Genomic DNA, 16,360 nt, shown 5'->3' with positions numbered 1-16,360 from the left:
GCTTCCGCCTACGCCAAGGGGCTTCGGCGGACAGGTCGCTCCGCTCGCAATGACGGAGGCCTCGGGTTCGATTGAACCTCTACGGCAACCGCTGCCGGCGCGGAGCTACCGCCGCAGGAAGGCGCCGAAGGCGCGCGGGCCGTCGCCGACCTTGACCTCGCCCGTCACCTTCAGCGCCGCGGCGTCGATGATGCTGAGCATGTTGCTTTCCCAATTGGCGACGATGATGCGCTGGCCGTCGGCGGTCGCCTCGATGCCTTCCGGATAATCACCGACGGTGATGCGCTTGACCGGCTGCAGGCTCGCCAGGTCGAACACGCTGACCGTGCCGTCATACTGATCGGTGACGAAGCCCCTGCCCTGCGCCAGCGCCACGGCATAGGGCCGCAGGCCGGTCTTGACGCGGCCGATCTCGTTGAACGCGGCGAGGTCGATCACCGACACGTCGTTGGAGCCGACATTGGCGGTGTAGGCGCGCTTGCCCTGCGCATCGATGGTGACGCCGAAGGGCCGCGTGCCGACCTTGATGGTCTTGATGCGGGTCCGCGTGGCGGTGTCGATCACCGAGACCTGGTCGTCGTCGCGATCGGCTGAGAGCAGCAGCCGGCCGTCCGGCGTCACCGCGAGCCCCGACGGCGAGGCTCCGACCGCGATGCTGCCGGTCACCGTCCGCGCCGTCGCATCGATGACCCGGATCGCCGCGTTGTACCAGTCGGCGACATAGACCGTCGCGCCGTCCGGCGTCACCGCGATGCCGAGCGGCCCGCCGCCGACATCGATGCGGCCGACGACTTTGCGCCCGGCGGCGTCGATCACGCTGACGGACTTGTCGTCGGGGCTCGCCACATAGGCGAAGCGCCCATCGGCCGCCACCGCGATTCCGGCGGGCTTGCCGCCGATCGGAATCGTCGCCACCGGCTTCGACGTCGTGAGATCGACGATCGTGAGATCGTCGCTGAGCTGATTGGTGACGAAGGCTTCTTCGGCGTGAACCTGAGCGCTGCAGGCGAGCCAAGCGCCAAGAAGAATTCCGAAATGATGTGGGCAATGACGAGCGCTGGAGCGGGGAGCCGGGTCCTTACCTGGCTTGGCCTGCGACAAGGCTATTGCAACTGACAATTGGAGTTTGGCGCGCACCTGTCTCCACCTCGTCATGGCCGGGCTTGTCCCGGCCATCCACGTCGTTCGGCATCCTTCGAATGACGTGGATGCCCGGGACAAGCCCGGGCATGACGGAGAAACGAACTGGCAGGGTTGCTCGTCCGATCGCCGTGACATCGGCGAAATGGAGACCATTGCGGACCACGCGACATCGTCGATACGCTCTAGCTCCCGCTCTCCACCTTCTTCTTCAGCCCCTCGAGCCCGCCCTTGTAGAGTCCGCTCACCGCATTCACCGCGGCCTCGTCGCTCAGCTCCGGCGGCGGGTCGTTGTTGGGGAAGCCGCGGTAGAACGCGCCGGTCCATTCGACCACGCTGCCCTTGCCGTCGGCGCTGGGCGCCACCGAGATGGTCGAGGCGTAGTTGGTCACCGGCAGCACCTTCACGTCGACCGCGGTGATGCGGTAGGAATAGCTCATCTTCTCGGCGTCGAACTTGTAGAGCTCCTCGTCGACGGTGGCGCCGCCCTTCAGGGTCAGCTTGCGGGTCGCGCCGATCTCGTTGCCCTTGTCGCCTTCGGTCTTCTCGACCGGGCCGAGCCAGCTCATGTCCTGGAAGTTGCCGATCACGGCCCACACCTTGGCGGGCGCGGCGTTGATCTCGACGTGCTCCTGCACCTTGCGCCGGGTGGGACCATGCGCGTCCGCGGTGGTCAGGGCCGTCGTTGCGATCGCGAGCGCCGCCGTTACGGCCAGCGCCTTGCCGAACACCATCCTCATGTCGTTTCCTCAGGTCAGTCTCATTGGCCGCGCGTCCGGCGCGGCGGCGCCATCTTTGCACCGCCCTGCATTGTTGCAACAAAAAAGACCGTGTCGTGGCCCGCTCGGCCGGGATCAATTGGCGCCGCAGCAGCGCTTGAATTTCTTGCCGGAACCGCACGGACAGGGTTCGTTGCGGCCGACCTTGCCGAACGAGGCGAACGGATTGGGGTGGAGGGCGAAGTCGCCCCCCGGCGGCTCGATCGCCACCCGATGCGCATACAAGATCGGGACCGCCCTCCGGATCATCGCCATCGGGTCCGGGGGCACCTTGTCGGCGTCACAGGGGCCGCTCTCGTGCTCCTCCATCGCGATGTCCGTCAGCAGGACCAGGTCGGTCATCGCGCGGCTGACCTCGCCGCCGGCATCGACGAACTGGCTCCACGCCTCCGGGCGCAGATCCGCGGCCGCAGCGAAGCCGTCGATCCAGAGCTCCCAGATCACATCGCCGTTGCTCGGGTCGACCGAAAACAACGGCTGGTACTGCTCGGGTTCGCGCGCCAAGGTCAGGGCCACCGCATTGTGATAATCCATGACCAGGCCGAGCACGCGATTGGCATGATCCAGATCCGCGAACGGCGACCTCCTCGCCCGCGACAGGCCCATGGCGCGCGCGAACCATTCGCCCGGTGGAATGGCCTGCGGAGAAACGAGGAGCCCGGCGACGAAGCCGTCCAGTTCCTCCAGCACCATCGCGCCTTCGTCGAGCGCCAGCAGGGCCTGATCGAGCGCGTCGGTGCTCGTGATCTGCTCGGACATCATCTGCTCGGACATGGGTCGATCTGCTCCAAACATCTTCGGCGGCTGAGCTGCGTCTCGCGTGGATGCCACGTGAGTCGCCCGACGGGCACCTGCGAACCACGCAGGCCGCACCATCGGCGTTTTGACATCAAAACAGCCGTGCGCGCAAAACCTAAATTTCCGCGCGGGCTCAGGAACATCACCGCTGTCCAGTGCCGCCGCGAAAAACATTTCTCTTTCGTTTTTTCGGAATTCATGTTCTCCTGTCGGCGTCCTGCACTCACGAGAGGGGCGCTTCGCGGTCGTCACGGGCGTTGAGTGGAGGATGCGATGGACGTCACGGGCCCGGTGCTGATCGCACGACGACGGGTCTCGGGGCGGACGGCGAAATCGTGTGGTCCTGACCTCCCGACGCTGAGGTCAAGCTGGTGCCGATGCCTAGCGCATCGCACCGGTGACGGTGGCCAGAAAGCCCGGCGCACCGAGGAGAGCGCGTATAAGCCGGTAGAAACCGTCGCGCAGGGAAGGCCGGTTGTTCGGCCAATCCTGTGGTACCTGCCGCCTGCATTTTTTCACGCAGGCGGGCCATGGGTGCGGCCTGCACCCGGCCTTCCCTGCGCCCTCTCATGTGAGGAGGGCGGAATGAATGTCAAAGCTCGGGTGCGAACGCATCGCGAGAAGGGTGTCACTTGGCCTGCTACTGCGCAACGCTGCAGCCACATCCTCCACCGTCATCGCCCGGCTTGACCGGGCGATCCAGTATTCCAGAGGCGGTGTTTGTAGGCCGATGGGCCGCGACGTACTGGATCGCCCGGTCAAGCCGGGCGATGACAGCTGTGATTGGTGTTGCGAGCGAAGCTGACCAAAGAGCGATCGGTGCCCCTCACTCCGCCAGCACCGCCTGCACGAAGCCGTCCGGATCGGCGCAGAACTCGCGCAGGGCCTTGAAATGATCGGTGTCCTGCACCGTGACCTTCTCGAGACCGTGTTTGCTCAGCCGCAGCAGCGTCGCGCCGGGATAGGCCATCAGCACCGGCGAATGCGTCGCCATCAGCACCTGGCAATGGCCGGCATCGTCCATCCGCCGCATCAGCTTCAGAAACTCGATCTGGCGCGCCGGCGACAGCGCCGATTCCGGCTCGTCGAAGATGTAGAGGCCCTGGCGCCGGCAGCGCTCCTCGAAGAAGCGCAGGAAGCCCTCGCCGTGGGAATGCGACAGGAAGTCGGGCGGCGCGCCGCCACTCGTCAACGCAGCCTCGTCGAGATAGCGCGCGACCGAGAAGAAGCTCTCGGCGCGGAAGAACCAGCCTTGCGTGATCCTGGGCAGCCAGCTCGCACGGAACGCCGCCCCGAGCGCACCGCCCATGCGCTCCACCGCGCGCGCGTGGTCCACCGGCCGATAGCCCTTGCCGCCACCGGCCTCGTCATAGCCGGCCAGCGCCGCGATACCTTCGAGCAGGGTCGACTTGCCGGTGCCGTTCTCGCCGACGATGATGGTGATGGCGCTGGTGAAGCTGAGCTCGAAATCATCCTGCAGGAACGGCAGGCAGAACGGATAGGCGGCGCGATCGGCGATCTTGGCCGGATCGAGCCACAGCCGCTTCAGATAGGGTGCCGGCAGCCGGATCTCGCGCTGCTTCCTCGCCATGATGCCTTCGGGACCTCGGTGATATCGCTGATAGTCTCGCACATGCCGGCAGGATCGGCCACTGCTGCAGGTGGACGACTACGGCGCGCAGACCTCAGGCGACAGCGTCGCGAGAGTGGCAAACTCTTTCATCCGTCATTCCGGGGCGCTCGACGCGCGCAAAATGGCGTCCAGCCATTTAGCGCGCGGCGGGCGAGCCCGGAATCCATAACCACGATCGTGAGTATGGATTCCGGGCTCGCCGCTCCGCGGCGCCCCGGAATAACGATGTGGAGAGGTTGTGCCCAACTCGACTGTGACGCACGTAGAGAGCCATCGACAAGCTCCGGGCGACATGCAGCATCAGTCGTCCACCGGCTCTCGCGACTACGCCTGGACCTCCAGCACCAGCTCCATCGTCATCAGCACCGGGTTGTCGCCGCGGACGAGGCGTCCCTGCGCCAGTGCGCCGGTGTAGTCGACCAGCGCGACATCGAGCGTGGCTTGGAGGCCGTCGGCACCGGGCACGACGACGCCGGAGGTGATGGTCAGCTCGGCCGCGAACGGCTCGACGACCGCGCCGCCCTCGAAGCGCGCGCCGATGGTCGAGCCGACGCCGCCTCGGATCCGCGCGTTGCTGATCCCCTGCGCACGGCAGAACGCTTCGAGGCAGCCGGCAAAATCCTGGTTCGGCCGCAGCCGCAGCGCGAAGGCGCGGCGATCGGTTGTTGCCGCGCGCGATGCCGCGGCCACCGGTCCGAACAGCTTGAAGCCGGTCTCGACATCCGGCTCGGCTATGAAGATCGCGCCATCCAGCCCGAACGCCTCGACCTCGCACGGCTCGGCAACGATGGTCTCCTCGGGCAGGATGTGCCCGCCGCCGTCGCGGCCGCCCTCCTCCGTCCACAGCGCATGGCAGTGAAAGAACGGCGCGCCGTCGCGCACGCCGAGCGTCATGGTGGCGGTGGAGAGATGCGTGACACCTGGGGGCCGATAGGTCTCGCTGTAGAACGCCGCATGATCCGGCGTCTTCGCCAGCGCCGGCATGACATAGGCGAACGGGCCAAGCGCGCCGCCCCTGATGTCGAGCACGCCGCCGGCAAAGCCATGCGCCGCGAAGCCGCGGTGGGCCGCTTCCAGCAGGGGCAATCCCTTTTCAAGCGTGAAGCTGAAGGCGCGGCCGCGTGCCTCGACCCACTGGATACGTTCTGCAACCGGCGCGCCGGGCTGAGTGATGGATCGCATTCCTCGTCAGCCCTGCTTGGTGAGATCGAGCAACCCGCGCGCCTCGAGCTCGTCGCGCACCAGCCGCTTGGGGATCTTGCCATAGCCGGACTTCGGCAAGGCGTCCCAGAAGAAGAACCGCTTCGGCATCTTGTAGCGCGGCAGCTTGGTCGCGAGATAGCCGGCGATGGCGCTCTCGCTGGGCGCAGACGCGCCCTCGCGCGCGACACAGACGGCGACGCCGACCTCGCCCCAGACAGGATCGGGCACCCCGAGCACGGCGACCTCGCCGATGTCGGGATGGGTAAGGATCTTTTCCTCGACCTCGCGCGGATAGATATTGGAGCCGCCGGAGATGTACATGTCCGAGGCGCGGCCGGTGATGTAGACGAAGCCCTGCGCGTCCATGTGGCCGAGATCGCCGGTGCGAAACCAGCCGTCACGGAAAGCCTTGGCATTGGCCTCGGGGTTGTCGTAGTAGCCGGCGAACACCGCCGGTCCAATGACGCAGATCTCGCCGGTTTCGCCCGGCTTCAGTTCGCGCCCCCCGTCGTCCTGGATCGAGACCTGCATGCCCGTGCGCTCATAGCCGCAGCTGCCGATCCGCGCTTCCGGCCCATCCTCTTCCTCATGCGCCGCAGCCGGCAGCACCGTGATGTTGCCGGTGACCTCGCCGAGGCCGAAATACTGCACGATCACCTTGCCGAGCCGCGCCAGCGCACGCTTCTGGTCCTCGCGATACATCGGCGCGCCGGCATAGATCACGTGGCGCAGCGAGGAGTGATCGAACTTGTCGACCGCGGGATGCTCGACCATCATTTTCAGGATCGTCGGCACGGTGAAGAGATTGCTGACGCGATGCATCTCGATCAGGCGGAACGCCTCGGTGATGTCGAACTTCTCGCTCGGCAGCAGCACGGTTCTGGCTCCCCGCGCGCTCTGCATCAGCTGATGCACCCCGGCGCCATGCGACAGCGGCGCGACGACCAGCGACGCGTCATGCTCGGTGGTGCCGGGCGTGAGGTCGGCGAGATGGTTGGTGATGACGAAGGCCATCTGGCCATGCGTCAGCACCGCCGCCTTGGAGCGGCCCGTGGTGCCCGAGGTGAAGAAGAACCAGCAGGGGTCATCGTGCTCCACCGCCGCGTTGGCCATGTCGGCCCCCGCATGCGCCTTCATCGCATCCGCAACCGAGCGCGTGCCGAAGCTGCCGGTGTCGCCGATGCGCCAGGTGAAGGACGCGGTCGTCACCGCCGCGGCATGCTCCGGAAAGTCGCCATGGCAGAGAAACGCCTTCGCACCCGAGGCCGTCGCGAGATAGGCGACCTCGTCCGGCATCAGGCGGAAATTGGTGGGCACCCACACAGCGCCGAGCCGGAACGCGGCGAACATGGAGACGAACATCTCCTCGCAGTTCTTCGAATGCACCAGGATGCGGTCGCCCTTGGCGATGCCCTGCCCGGCCAGCGCCGCCGCGAGCGCCGAAACCATCGCGTCGATCTCGCGCCAGGTCCAGGACCGCTCGCCCCAGACGAAACCGATGCGGTCGCCGAGCCGGCGGCCGTTCTGCGTCACAATATGCGCGAGGTTCATCACCCGCCGCGACATCCGCAGCTGTCCGCCACTCATCGACGAGCCCTCGTGTCCCCGCAGCGGATGAAAACAACCATGGCAACGTCCCCTCGATGGATGCCCAGGCGATCTCGGCCGCCCTGCTCCGTGCCTGTTTATCGTGGTACCGCAAGCCGTCGCAAGATCGCCCCGGCCATCGCACCCATGCGGCCGCGTCATTCGAACGAATGCCGGCGCCGTGCGACAAACCGCTGCCGGCAGCGCTGCCGTTCATCCGCGAATTCCTTCATCCCCGCGCGCCGAATCTGATTTGAGGACACCCATGATTGATCGTCGTCACCTGCTTCTCGGCCTCGCCATGCTCGCCGCCGCCCCGCTGCATGCCCAGGCCCCCGCCAGCGATCCCGTCGGCATGATGACCGCGATCTACACCCGCGTGGCCAAGGGCAAGGGCGAGGACGGTGGCAACTTCGTCATCGAGACCAAGAAGGCGCGGGCGACCTATCTGTCGACGTCGCTAGCCGCGCAATGGGCCAAGATGGACGCCCGAACACCCAAGGGCGAGGTCGGCGCGGTCGATTTCGATCCGATCACCAACTCGCAGGATCCGGATGTCGCCTCGTTCAAGGTGACGCCGGAAAAGCAGGAGGCCGACAAGGCGACCCTTGCCGTCACCATCACCGGGCATCGCAACGAGCGCAAGGAACAGGCCGACAGCGTCATCCGTTACGACCTCGTGCGCGAAGCCGGCCAGTGGAAGATCGACGACATCAGAGGCGCCGTCGACGGCCAGCCATGGTCGATCCGCACGATGCTGGTCGAGTTCATCAAGCTGACCGACAAACCGAAGCGAAAGTAAGCGACCCATGACCGTCCGCGACAACAAGGCCCAGAGCCGTTTCGAGCTCGACATCGAAGGCAGGATCGCGTTCGCCAACTATCGGGCGACGCCGCAGGCGGTCATCATCACCCACACCGAGACTCCGCTGCCGCTGCGCGGCCGAGGCATCGGGTCAGAGCTGGTGAAGGGCGCGCTGGCGCTGATCCGCGCCGATGGGCGCAAGGTCGTCGCGGGCTGCAGCTTCGTCGCCGATTACCTCCACACTCACCCGGAGAACCAGGACATCATGGCCTGATCGCCCGTAGAACTACCGGGCAAGGCGCTGGAAGGGCGCGCTTTAACGCAATGGCTACCCCGATGGATCAGCAATCCCCCGCCGAACAAGCAACCAGACCAATGGGGAGAGGCTCATGTTCATCGCTGCCATTTTCGACGTTATCAAGCGCTACGCCCACTATCGCGCCCAGCTCGCCTGCCTCGAGCGGCTCGACGATCGCACGCTGCGCGACATCGGCATCAACCGCGACCAGATGTATGCACAGGCCTGGGAGCGCGCCGGCCTGGCGCACGCCTGAGAGCCTCGCCTGCGGCGCTGCAGAGCGTCGCATCCAATGCCGGCAAAGACGACAAAGGCCCGCGCGCTGGCGGGCCTTTCGCTGTTTCGCCGCTGGGCAGGCAAGCTCAGTGCTTGATCTCCGGCGGCAGTTTGCCGCCATTGGCCGCGAGCTTGCTCATCACCTGCTTGTGCAGCCAGACGTTCATGCTGGCGGAGTCGTTCGTATCGCCGCTGTAGCCGAGCTCCTTCGCCAGCTCCTTGCGCGCGGCGAGGCTGGAATCGATGTCGAGCGCCTTCATCAGGTCGACGATCGAGGTGCGCCACTCCAGCTTCTCGTGCTTGGCGGTCGCGGCCGCGTCGACGATCGCAGCCACATCGACGTTTTGCGGCGCACCAGCCGGGGCGCCTGCAGGAGCCGCAGCGGTGCCGCCCGCTGCCGGCGGGCTGCCGGCCGGCGCAGCCTCGGCAGGATGGCCGAAAATCGCGCTCATGATCTTTCCGAAAACGCTCATCAATGGGCTCCCAATGGATAGAGGTCGAATGAACAACTCGGCCGGCGGTGTTCGGTTGCGGAGCTGCCCGTCAGAACCCCTTCGCCCGCCGGTCACCTGCCGACCCGAACAGGGCGACGGTTGTGAAGCTTACCGAAGGCAGAATGACGGCGGAATGACTTTGTCCGGGGAATGCGCAGCTTCATTGAGTTCCGCCGCCGGGCTAATGCACTGCGACATTCACAGCTCTCACCGAGGCGTGAGTAGGCGTCGGCCCGTTTGCCACTATCCTCTCGTCTTCCGTTCGCGAATGGCCGCCCCGAGGTTCGTCGCGTCTGGCGATTCGCGATCCAACGACAAGCGCAGGCCCTGCCGGCGAGGTTGGGAGGCGCCTCACGAGGCATGAGGGAGCGAACGACGATGGCCACCTATCACACCAATGTCGCTGCACACGTTCGGCCGGCCGACGAGGTCGCGGCCGAAATCACGATTCGCACGATCGATTTCTCAAGTCTGATGCGCGCGTTGCGGCTCGGCTGGGATGACTTCAAGGCCGTTCCGAGCCACGCCGTGATGCTGTGCGCGATCTATCCGGTGCTCGGCCTCGTGCTGGCGCGCGCCGTGTTCGGCTATGCGGTGCTGCCGCTGCTGTTCCCGCTCGCGGCTGGATTCGCCCTGCTCGGCCCGTTTGCCGCCCTCGGACTCTATGAGCTCTCCAGCCGGCGCGACCGCGGCGAGGAGGCCAGCGCCTGGGATGCGTTCGAGGTGCTGCGCTCGCCCTCGTTCGGCGCGATGCTCGGGCTCGGCACCTTGCTGCTGGCGCTGTTCGTCACCTGGGTCGCGACGGCGCAGACGATCTACGTGGCGGTGTTCGGCTATGGCGGCGCGGTCAGTGCGAGCGATTTCGTACAGCGCGTCTTCACCACGCCGCAAGGCTGGTGGCTGATAGCGGTCGGCTGCGGCGCCGGCTTCCTGTTCGCGCTGCTGGCGCTGTGCCTCAGCATCGTCTCCTTCCCGCTGATGCTCGATCGTCATGCCGGCGCACTCGAAGCGGTGGTCACCTCGCTGCGCGTGGTGGCGAAAAATCCGGTCCCGATCGCCGCCTGGGGCCTCATCGTCGCGGCGCTGCTGGTGGCCGGAACGATCCCGTTCTTCCTGGGCCTCGCCGTCGTGATCCCGGTGCTTGGCCACGCCACCTGGCATCTCTATCGCGAGGCGATCGCAATCAATCCGGACGCCGCGCCGGTCGTGACGCCGGCACCGCGCGCCGCGAAGCCCGCGGCCGATTTCCCGGCCAACCTGTTCCCGTGGCGCTCGCGTGACCGGATGTGAGGATGCACCCATGCACTCGTCGCGGCCGCCGGCCCAAGGGCCGGCGATCGTTTTGCGGGGCCGAATGAAATTCACCGGCCGGCGCGTCTGGCCGGATCAGCTTCGCGGCAACCGACGCCAACGTGATCGGATGGCCTTGTTGCTGCCGCGGTTACGCCCGACATGGAGCACGCCGCCATCCCTATTTGAAGCCATTGTTGCCCAGGTGTTTCGATGATTGTCCGCGTTCTTTCCGCCTCCGCCGTTGCCTGCCTTGCCGCCCTCATCACCTTGTCCACGCCGGCCCGCGCGGCCGTTCCCTGCGGCAGCGGCAATTTCGATGCGTGGCTTGCCGAGTTCAAGACCGAGGCCGCGGCCAAGGGCATCTCGCAGACCGCGATCAACACAGCGCTGACCGGCGTGACCCTGGACCAGAGCGTGCTCAACCGCGATCACTCCCAGAAGGTGTTCAGCCAGACCTTCGAGGAGTTCTCCGGCCGCATGGTGCCGCCGCGCCTGACCCGCGGCTCGAACATGCTGAAGCAGTATGGCTCGGTGCTGTCGCGGATCGAGCAGACCTATGGGGTGCCCGGCGAGGTGCTGGTCGCGATCTGGGGCTTGGAGACTGATTTCGGCGTCAATGTCGGCAAGTTCCCGACCATCCGCGCGCTGGCGACCCTGGCCTATGACTGCCGCCGCGCCGAGCAGTTCCGCGGCGAGTTGCTCGAGGCACTGCGCATCGTCGACCGCGGCGATCTTCAGCCGGCCGAGATGCGCGGCGCCTGGGCCGGCGAGATCGGGCAGACGCAGTTCATGCCGTCGTCCTGGATGAAATACGCGGTCGATTTCGACGGCAACGGCAAGCGCGACCTGATCCGCAGCGCGCCCGACGTGCTCGCCTCCACGGCGAACTACCTGAAGGGCTATGGCTGGCAGAAGGGCAAGGATTGGGAGCCCGGCAGCCCCAACTTCGCGGTGATCCAGCAGTGGAACAAGAGCGAGGTCTACGCCCGGACGATCGCGACCTTCGCGACCCAGCTGGCGCGGGCGCCGTAGCGCCCGGCAAGCAAAACGGCCGATCGCGGGAGGCGACCGGCCGTTGGTTCGGTGATGCGACGAATGCGGTCGTTACTTGATCATCCCGACATGCATCGCCTTGGTCAGATGCATGCTGCAGGCTCCCATCTTGCCGGCGAGCAGCGCGTCCTGGGCCGCGGCGATCTCCTTCTGGGCCTCCCAACGGGCATCGCCATCGGCCATGGCCTCGATCGCCGTCTCGGTCTTTTCCAGATTGGGCCCGCTGCAGCCCGCCCCATGCATCCTCGCCGCCTGAGCCGGCCCGAACCCGATCATTGCCGCGGTGATGAGCGCGGCTCCCAACAGTTTGCTCTTCATTGTTCTTCCTCGCTGGTACGGCGGCCTCGGCATCATCGCCGAAATCCGCGACACTTTGTCGCACCACCCTGGGAGTCTCGCGAAATGAAATCCCTGCGAGCGCCGCGTGATCGCGAACATCCGTTCGAGGGCGGCTGCAGTAAAAATGAATTATTGTTCACTCGTAATCATCCATGCATTTGGAGACGGGCCGCTAGGAACGATGCGGACGCGACGAGGCAGACGAGCCTCTTGGCTGGAGGCGGTTCATTTCGATCCGCCAAATCAAACGCGCGATTGAAAAGCCGCATGATTACGGGGCTTTCCACCGGCCGCTCAACCGCTAGTCTGCCCTGCCCAATTCTTACCCGGGCGTTACTCAAGCTATGCGCCGACGGTTTAGCTGCATCGCAACATCAGCGCTTCTGCATCGCAACAATCTCTCCTATGTTCATTCCAACGATGAGGTTCCCACGAAGAACTGAATCACGAACTAGAGGAGATTTTCCATGTTGCTCTCGATCATCCGCATGGTCCAGGCGTTCCGTGAGTATCAGCGCAACGTTGCCGAGCTGTCGCAGCTCAGCGATCGTGAACTCGCCGACATCGGTCTCGACCGTTCGGACATTCCGCGCGTTGCCGCCGGAAATTATAACGGCTGATCAGCCGCCTTCCGATATCGACCGGACATCGCCCGCCTCGCTGCGGGCGTTGCCGTTTCTGGGCCCTCGCGCCGGGCGACACACCCGCCCGGTTTCTCGCACGAGAGCCCTACTCGCGCATTTGCAGCGCTCGCGAAAAGCGCTACCTGTCCCGCCGATGACAGGGACCAAATCACCTTCGAATACCGTCCACGTGGTCGGTGCCGGCCTCGCCGGCTCCGAGGCCGCGTGGCAACTGGCCGAGGCGGGTGTCGACGTCGTGCTGCACGAGATGCGGCCGGACCGCATGACCGAGGCGCACCGGACCGCCACGCCGGCCGAGCTCGTCTGCTCGAACTCGTTCCGCTCCGATGATGCGGCCAACAATGCGGTCGGCCTGCTGCACGCCGAGATGCGCCGGCTGGGCTCGCTGATCATGCGCGCGGCCGATGCCAACCAGGTGCCGGCCGGAGGGGCTCTTGCGGTCGATCGTGACGGCTTCTCCGCGGCCGTGGCGGCGGCCCTGCAGGCGCATCCGCGCATCGAGCTGCGCCGCGGCGAGATCACCGGCCTGCCGCCGGCGGACTGGGGCAGCGTCATCGTCGCGACCGGCCCGCTGACCGCGCAGCCGCTGGCCGAGGCGATCCGCGACCTCACCGACGAGACCGCGCTCGCCTTCTTCGACGCCATCGCGCCGATCGTGCACAAGGACACGATCGACATGTCCAAGGCCTGGTTCCAGTCGCGCTACGACAAGGTCGGTCCGGGCGGAACGGGTGCTGACTACATCAACTGCCCGATGACCAAGGAGCAGTACGACGCCTTCGTGGCTGCGCTGCTTGAAGGCGAAAAGACCGACTTCAAGGACTGGGAGACCAATACGCCCTATTTCGACGGCTGCCTGCCGATCGAGGTAATGGCGGAGCGCGGCCACGAGACGCTGCGGCACGGTCCGATGAAGCCGGTCGGTCTCACCAACCCGCACAACCCGACAGTGAAGCCTTACGCGATCGTGCAGCTGCGCCAGGACAACAAGCTCGGCACGCTCTACAACATAGTCGGCTTCCAGACGAAGCTGAAATACGGCCCGCAGCAGCAGATCTTCCGCACCATTCCCGGCCTCGAGAACGCGGAGTTCGCGCGGCTCGGCGGCCTGCATCGCAACACGTTCCTCAACTCGCCGAAGCTGCTGGACCAGCAGTTGCGCCTGCGCGCCCAGCCGCGGCTGCGCTTTGCCGGGCAGATGACGGGCTGCGAGGGCTACGTGGAGTCGGCGAGCATTGGACTGATTGCCGGCCTGTACGCTGCCGCCGAGGTACGTGGCGCAACTCTCGCCGCGCCACCTCCGACCACCGCGCTCGGATCCCTGCTCGGTCACATCACGGGCGGGCATATCGAGACGATCGACGGTCCGACCCGCTCGTTCCAGCCGATGAACATCAATTTCGGCCTGTTCCCGCCGCTGGCTGCGGCCCCGACCCGAAAGCCTGATGGCACGCGGTTGAAGGGCAACGAGAAGACGGTCGCCAAGAAGCAGGCGATGAGCGCCCGCGCGCTGGCGGATCTCGACCGCTGGATCGCCGAGCATCTGCGCGTCGCGGCCGCTGCGTGAGAGTGTGATGAGCCTGCCGAAGACTGACTCTGCCTTGCTGGCGGCGCGCTGGACCGACGGCGTGCTGCTCAAGCGCGATGTGTTCTCGACCGTCGAGCGCGGCCGCTTCGTCGGTGAGAACGGCACGGTGGATGCCGTGCTGCGCCGGCTCGACGAGGTGCCGTGGTGGTCGTTCATGCTGGCGCGCCATCTGTTCGCCAGGGAGCGCAAGGCGCTCACGCTCGCCAAGGGGCTCAATGCCGGACCCGATCTGCTATGGGCCGGGGATCGCGCGCTGGTGCGCGGCTTCATCAATGGCGTGGCGCTGCATCTCGCGAAGCCGCACGGCAACGTCGCCTATTTCCGCTCGGCCAAGCAGATGATGCGCCGGCTGCATCGTGCCGGCATCACCCACAACGACCTCGCCAAGGAGCAGAACTGGCTGGTCGGCCATGACGGCCATTGCTACGTGACGGACTTTCAGCTCGCGGCCTGCTTCAAGACCCGCAGCCGGATGTTCCGGATCGCGGCCTATGAGGACCTGCGTCATCTCCTCAAGCACAAGCGCACCTACGCACCCGAGGCGCTGACGCCCAGGGAGCGCAAGATCCTGGCGCGCAAATCGCTGTTCGCGCGGATCTGGCTGATGACCGGCAAGAAGGTCTATCGCGGGATCACGCGCGGCATCTTCAACTTCACCGACCGCGAGGGCGGCGGGCGGCGGCTGGTGAATGATGCGCCTGTCCTGATGGACATGATCCGCAAGAATCCAGCGGTGCGTGACGCGGCGATCGTCGCGTTCGCAGATCGCCGCACCGGCGTCGGTCTCTATGCCTTCGTGGAGGCGGAACAGACTGCACTTGAAACTCAGTTGCAGAATGAGCTGACCTCCGCCAAGGGTCCGAAGCCGCCGGAGCACATCCAGGTCGTCCACGCGCTGCCGCGCGACGCCAGCGGCCGGCCGCGCACCGAACTGCTGCAGCTGGTCGCGATGAACCAGATCGACCTGATCGAGCCGATGATCACCAGCGACAGCGACCGCGCCTTCCTCAAGGACATCCTGGACTCGCGGAAGAACCTGCGCGACCGGTTCAATTTCGAGGCCGAGCTGAAGCTCCCGTCGACCTGAGGGCAGCTAGCGCTTCACTTTCTTGATGCAGGTCGGATCGCCCTGGATTTGCGATGCGCACTCCCATTCCGGCCCGAACCCGTTGGGAACATCGGTCCTGAAGGGCGTTCCGAACAACAGGACGTAACCAAGCACCCCAGCGATCAGAATCGAGAGTGCGACCGCCAGCGTGTTGCCTTCGAGGTGCCACCGCAACCAGTCCCACATCGCCATTCTCTCGGTCCGGGCATCCAGGAGATTGACTGCAATCCGTCACCATGACGAGCAATCCCCCGATGGCTCTGGTATCATATCTCATCCCACGACGGACCCGGACAACGGGAGGATTCGACCATGGACATCGACACCAACAATGTGCGCGAGACCGCTGCACCGGTCGACATCGTCCCGACCGGCGGTCCGCTTGGCGCCGAGATCCGGAACGTCGATCTCAAGCGCCTCGATGACACGGCGTTTGCCGCCCTGCTCGACGCCTTCCACAATCATTCCGTTCTCCTCGTTCGAGACCAGAGTCTCTCCGACCAGGACCTGATCGCGTTCAGCCGCCGCTTCGGCGATCTCGACTGGGCGCCGGTGCAGGAGAACGGCCGCCGCTTCGTCGACGGCCTGCCCGAAATCTACATCGTCTCGAACGTGAAGGTGAATGGCGAGGCGATCGGCAGTCTCGGCGCGGGCGAAGCCGTGTGGCACACCGACATGTCGTATCTCGACACGCCGCCGATCGCGAGTGCGCTCTATGCGCTGGAGATTCCACCTGTCGGCGGCAACACCTCGTTCTGCAGCATGTATGCGGTCTACGACGCGCTGCCGTCAGAGCTGAAGCGTCGCATTGCAGATCTGAAGATCAAGCACGACGGCACCTACAACAGCGGCGGCTTCGTGCGCCAGGGCGTGACGCCGACCGACGATCCACGCACCTCGCCCGGCGCGATTCATCCGCTGGTCTGCACGCATCCCGAGTCCGGCCGGCAGATGCTGTATCTAGGCCGCCGGCGCAACGCCTATCTGGTGGGCCTCGAGCTCGCCTCATCGGAAGCGCTACTCGACGAATTGTGGGCCTATGTCGCGCATCCCGAATTCGCCTGGGAACATGTGTGGAAGGTCGGCGATCTCGTCATCTGGGACAATCGCTCGACGATGCACCGGCGTGATCCGTTCGACGATCACGCGAGGCGAATCATGCATCGGACCCAGATCAGGGGATCTCAGCGACCGAGCTGATTCGCTTGCGCTGCAGCTGCGCCTGATGAAGCGTCACGTTGCCTGCGAACGAGTTGCAGGTTGCAGCATATTTCCTCGCGGATCGCCTTGAAGTGTCCAACTTCTGACTCACAGCGGCAGAC

At 65.7% G+C, this 16,360-nt stretch carries 19 protein-coding genes; 10 read left to right on the top strand and 9 right to left on the bottom strand.

What is annotated here, in order from left to right; all coding sequences use genetic code 11:
* Positions 1-105: 105 nt before the first annotated feature.
* The 6 genes from QQL87_RS04800 to QQL87_RS04775 form a co-directional block, all read right to left on the bottom strand.
* Positions 106-1,155, bottom strand: a complete 1,050-nt coding sequence (locus QQL87_RS04800; protein WP_284423321.1) for a YVTN family beta-propeller repeat protein — start codon at positions 1,153-1,155, stop codon at positions 106-108.
* 170 nt (positions 1,156-1,325) lie between these two features.
* The gene (locus QQL87_RS04795; RefSeq protein ID WP_284423322.1) at positions 1,326-1,880 is read right to left on the bottom strand and encodes an SRPBCC family protein; all 555 of its coding nucleotides are present in this window, start codon (positions 1,878-1,880) and stop codon (positions 1,326-1,328) included.
* A 114-nt stretch (positions 1,881-1,994) separates the two neighbouring features.
* The gene (locus QQL87_RS04790; RefSeq protein ID WP_284423323.1) at positions 1,995-2,693 is read right to left on the bottom strand and encodes a UPF0149 family protein; all 699 of its coding nucleotides are present in this window, start codon (positions 2,691-2,693) and stop codon (positions 1,995-1,997) included.
* Positions 2,694-3,543: 850 nt separating this feature from the next.
* A complete protein-coding gene (locus QQL87_RS04785) occupies positions 3,544-4,308 on the bottom strand; it encodes an AAA family ATPase (RefSeq protein WP_284423324.1) in 765 nt (254 codons plus the stop codon).
* Between the two features lie 366 nt (positions 4,309-4,674).
* Positions 4,675-5,532, bottom strand: a complete 858-nt coding sequence (locus tag QQL87_RS04780; RefSeq protein ID WP_284423325.1) for a PCC domain-containing protein — start codon at positions 5,530-5,532, stop codon at positions 4,675-4,677.
* Positions 5,533-5,538: 6 nt separating this feature from the next.
* Positions 5,539-7,140, bottom strand: coding sequence for an acyl-CoA synthetase (locus QQL87_RS04775; RefSeq protein ID WP_284423326.1), 1,602 nt, complete (start codon positions 7,138-7,140; stop codon positions 5,539-5,541).
* Positions 7,141-7,196: 56 nt separating this feature from the next.
* On the opposite strand from QQL87_RS04775, the gene QQL87_RS04770 reads away from it, so the two are divergent.
* The 4 genes from QQL87_RS04770 to QQL87_RS04755 all read left to right on the top strand — a co-directional run bounded on the left by QQL87_RS04770 (position 7,197) and on the right by QQL87_RS04755 (position 8,499).
* On the top strand, positions 7,197-7,397 hold the full coding sequence (locus tag QQL87_RS04770) for a hypothetical protein (protein ID WP_284423327.1): 201 nt from the start codon (positions 7,197-7,199) through the stop codon (positions 7,395-7,397).
* 8 nt (positions 7,398-7,405) lie between these two features.
* The gene (locus tag QQL87_RS04765; protein ID WP_284423328.1) at positions 7,406-7,942 is read left to right on the top strand and encodes a DUF3828 domain-containing protein; all 537 of its coding nucleotides are present in this window, start codon (positions 7,406-7,408) and stop codon (positions 7,940-7,942) included.
* Between the two features lie 7 nt (positions 7,943-7,949).
* Positions 7,950-8,219, top strand: a complete 270-nt coding sequence (locus tag QQL87_RS04760; RefSeq protein ID WP_284423329.1) for a GNAT family N-acetyltransferase — start codon at positions 7,950-7,952, stop codon at positions 8,217-8,219.
* Between the two features lie 115 nt (positions 8,220-8,334).
* On the top strand, positions 8,335-8,499 hold the full coding sequence (locus tag QQL87_RS04755; RefSeq protein ID WP_284423330.1) for a DUF1127 domain-containing protein: 165 nt from the start codon (positions 8,335-8,337) through the stop codon (positions 8,497-8,499).
* Between the two features lie 106 nt (positions 8,500-8,605).
* Here QQL87_RS04755 and QQL87_RS04750 read toward each other — a convergent pair whose 3' ends face one another.
* A complete protein-coding gene (locus QQL87_RS04750; RefSeq protein ID WP_284423331.1) occupies positions 8,606-8,992 on the bottom strand; it encodes a DUF3597 domain-containing protein in 387 nt (128 codons plus the stop codon).
* A 399-nt stretch (positions 8,993-9,391) separates the two neighbouring features.
* Here QQL87_RS04750 and QQL87_RS04745 point away from each other — a divergent pair, with 399 nt between their 5' ends.
* Both QQL87_RS04745 and QQL87_RS04740 read left to right on the top strand, forming a co-directional pair.
* A complete protein-coding gene (locus QQL87_RS04745; RefSeq protein ID WP_284423332.1) occupies positions 9,392-10,303 on the top strand; it encodes a DUF2189 domain-containing protein in 912 nt (303 codons plus the stop codon).
* A 213-nt stretch (positions 10,304-10,516) separates the two neighbouring features.
* Entirely contained in the window at positions 10,517-11,338 is an 822-nt protein-coding gene (locus tag QQL87_RS04740) for a lytic murein transglycosylase (protein WP_284423333.1), read from the top strand.
* 72 nt (positions 11,339-11,410) lie between these two features.
* On the opposite strand, the gene QQL87_RS04735 is transcribed toward QQL87_RS04740, so the two are convergent.
* Positions 11,411-11,677 carry a hypothetical protein gene (locus QQL87_RS04735; protein WP_284423334.1) on the bottom strand — a complete coding sequence of 89 codons (267 nt, stop codon included), beginning with the start codon at positions 11,675-11,677 and terminating at the stop codon, positions 11,411-11,413.
* Positions 11,678-12,165: 488 nt separating this feature from the next.
* Here QQL87_RS04735 and QQL87_RS04730 point away from each other — a divergent pair, with 488 nt between their 5' ends.
* The 3 genes from QQL87_RS04730 to QQL87_RS04720 all read left to right on the top strand — a co-directional run bounded on the left by QQL87_RS04730 (position 12,166) and on the right by QQL87_RS04720 (position 15,017).
* On the top strand, positions 12,166-12,318 hold the full coding sequence (locus tag QQL87_RS04730) for a DUF1127 domain-containing protein (protein WP_284423335.1): 153 nt from the start codon (positions 12,166-12,168) through the stop codon (positions 12,316-12,318).
* Positions 12,319-12,475: 157 nt separating this feature from the next.
* The gene (gene trmFO / locus QQL87_RS04725; protein ID WP_284423336.1) at positions 12,476-13,909 is read left to right on the top strand and encodes a methylenetetrahydrofolate--tRNA-(uracil(54)-C(5))-methyltransferase (FADH(2)-oxidizing) TrmFO; all 1,434 of its coding nucleotides are present in this window, start codon (positions 12,476-12,478) and stop codon (positions 13,907-13,909) included.
* 7 nt (positions 13,910-13,916) lie between these two features.
* Positions 13,917-15,017, top strand: a complete 1,101-nt coding sequence (locus QQL87_RS04720; RefSeq protein WP_284423337.1) for an AMP-binding enzyme — start codon at positions 13,917-13,919, stop codon at positions 15,015-15,017.
* 6 nt (positions 15,018-15,023) lie between these two features.
* Here the strand turns inward: QQL87_RS04720 and QQL87_RS04715 are convergent, their stop codons facing one another.
* Positions 15,024-15,230, bottom strand: a complete 207-nt coding sequence (locus tag QQL87_RS04715; RefSeq protein ID WP_284423338.1) for a hypothetical protein — start codon at positions 15,228-15,230, stop codon at positions 15,024-15,026.
* A 120-nt stretch (positions 15,231-15,350) separates the two neighbouring features.
* Here QQL87_RS04715 and QQL87_RS04710 point away from each other — a divergent pair, with 120 nt between their 5' ends.
* Complete coding sequence (locus QQL87_RS04710; protein ID WP_284423339.1) at positions 15,351-16,238, top strand: TauD/TfdA dioxygenase family protein; 888 nt, start codon at positions 15,351-15,353, stop codon at positions 16,236-16,238.
* Positions 16,239-16,360 lie beyond the last annotated feature (122 nt).

It is taken from the genome of Bradyrhizobium sp. SSBR45G (assembly GCF_030159255.1).
GTDB lineage: Bacteria > Pseudomonadota > Alphaproteobacteria > Rhizobiales > Xanthobacteraceae > Bradyrhizobium.
This window is presented reverse-complemented; position numbering and strand designations above follow the sequence as displayed.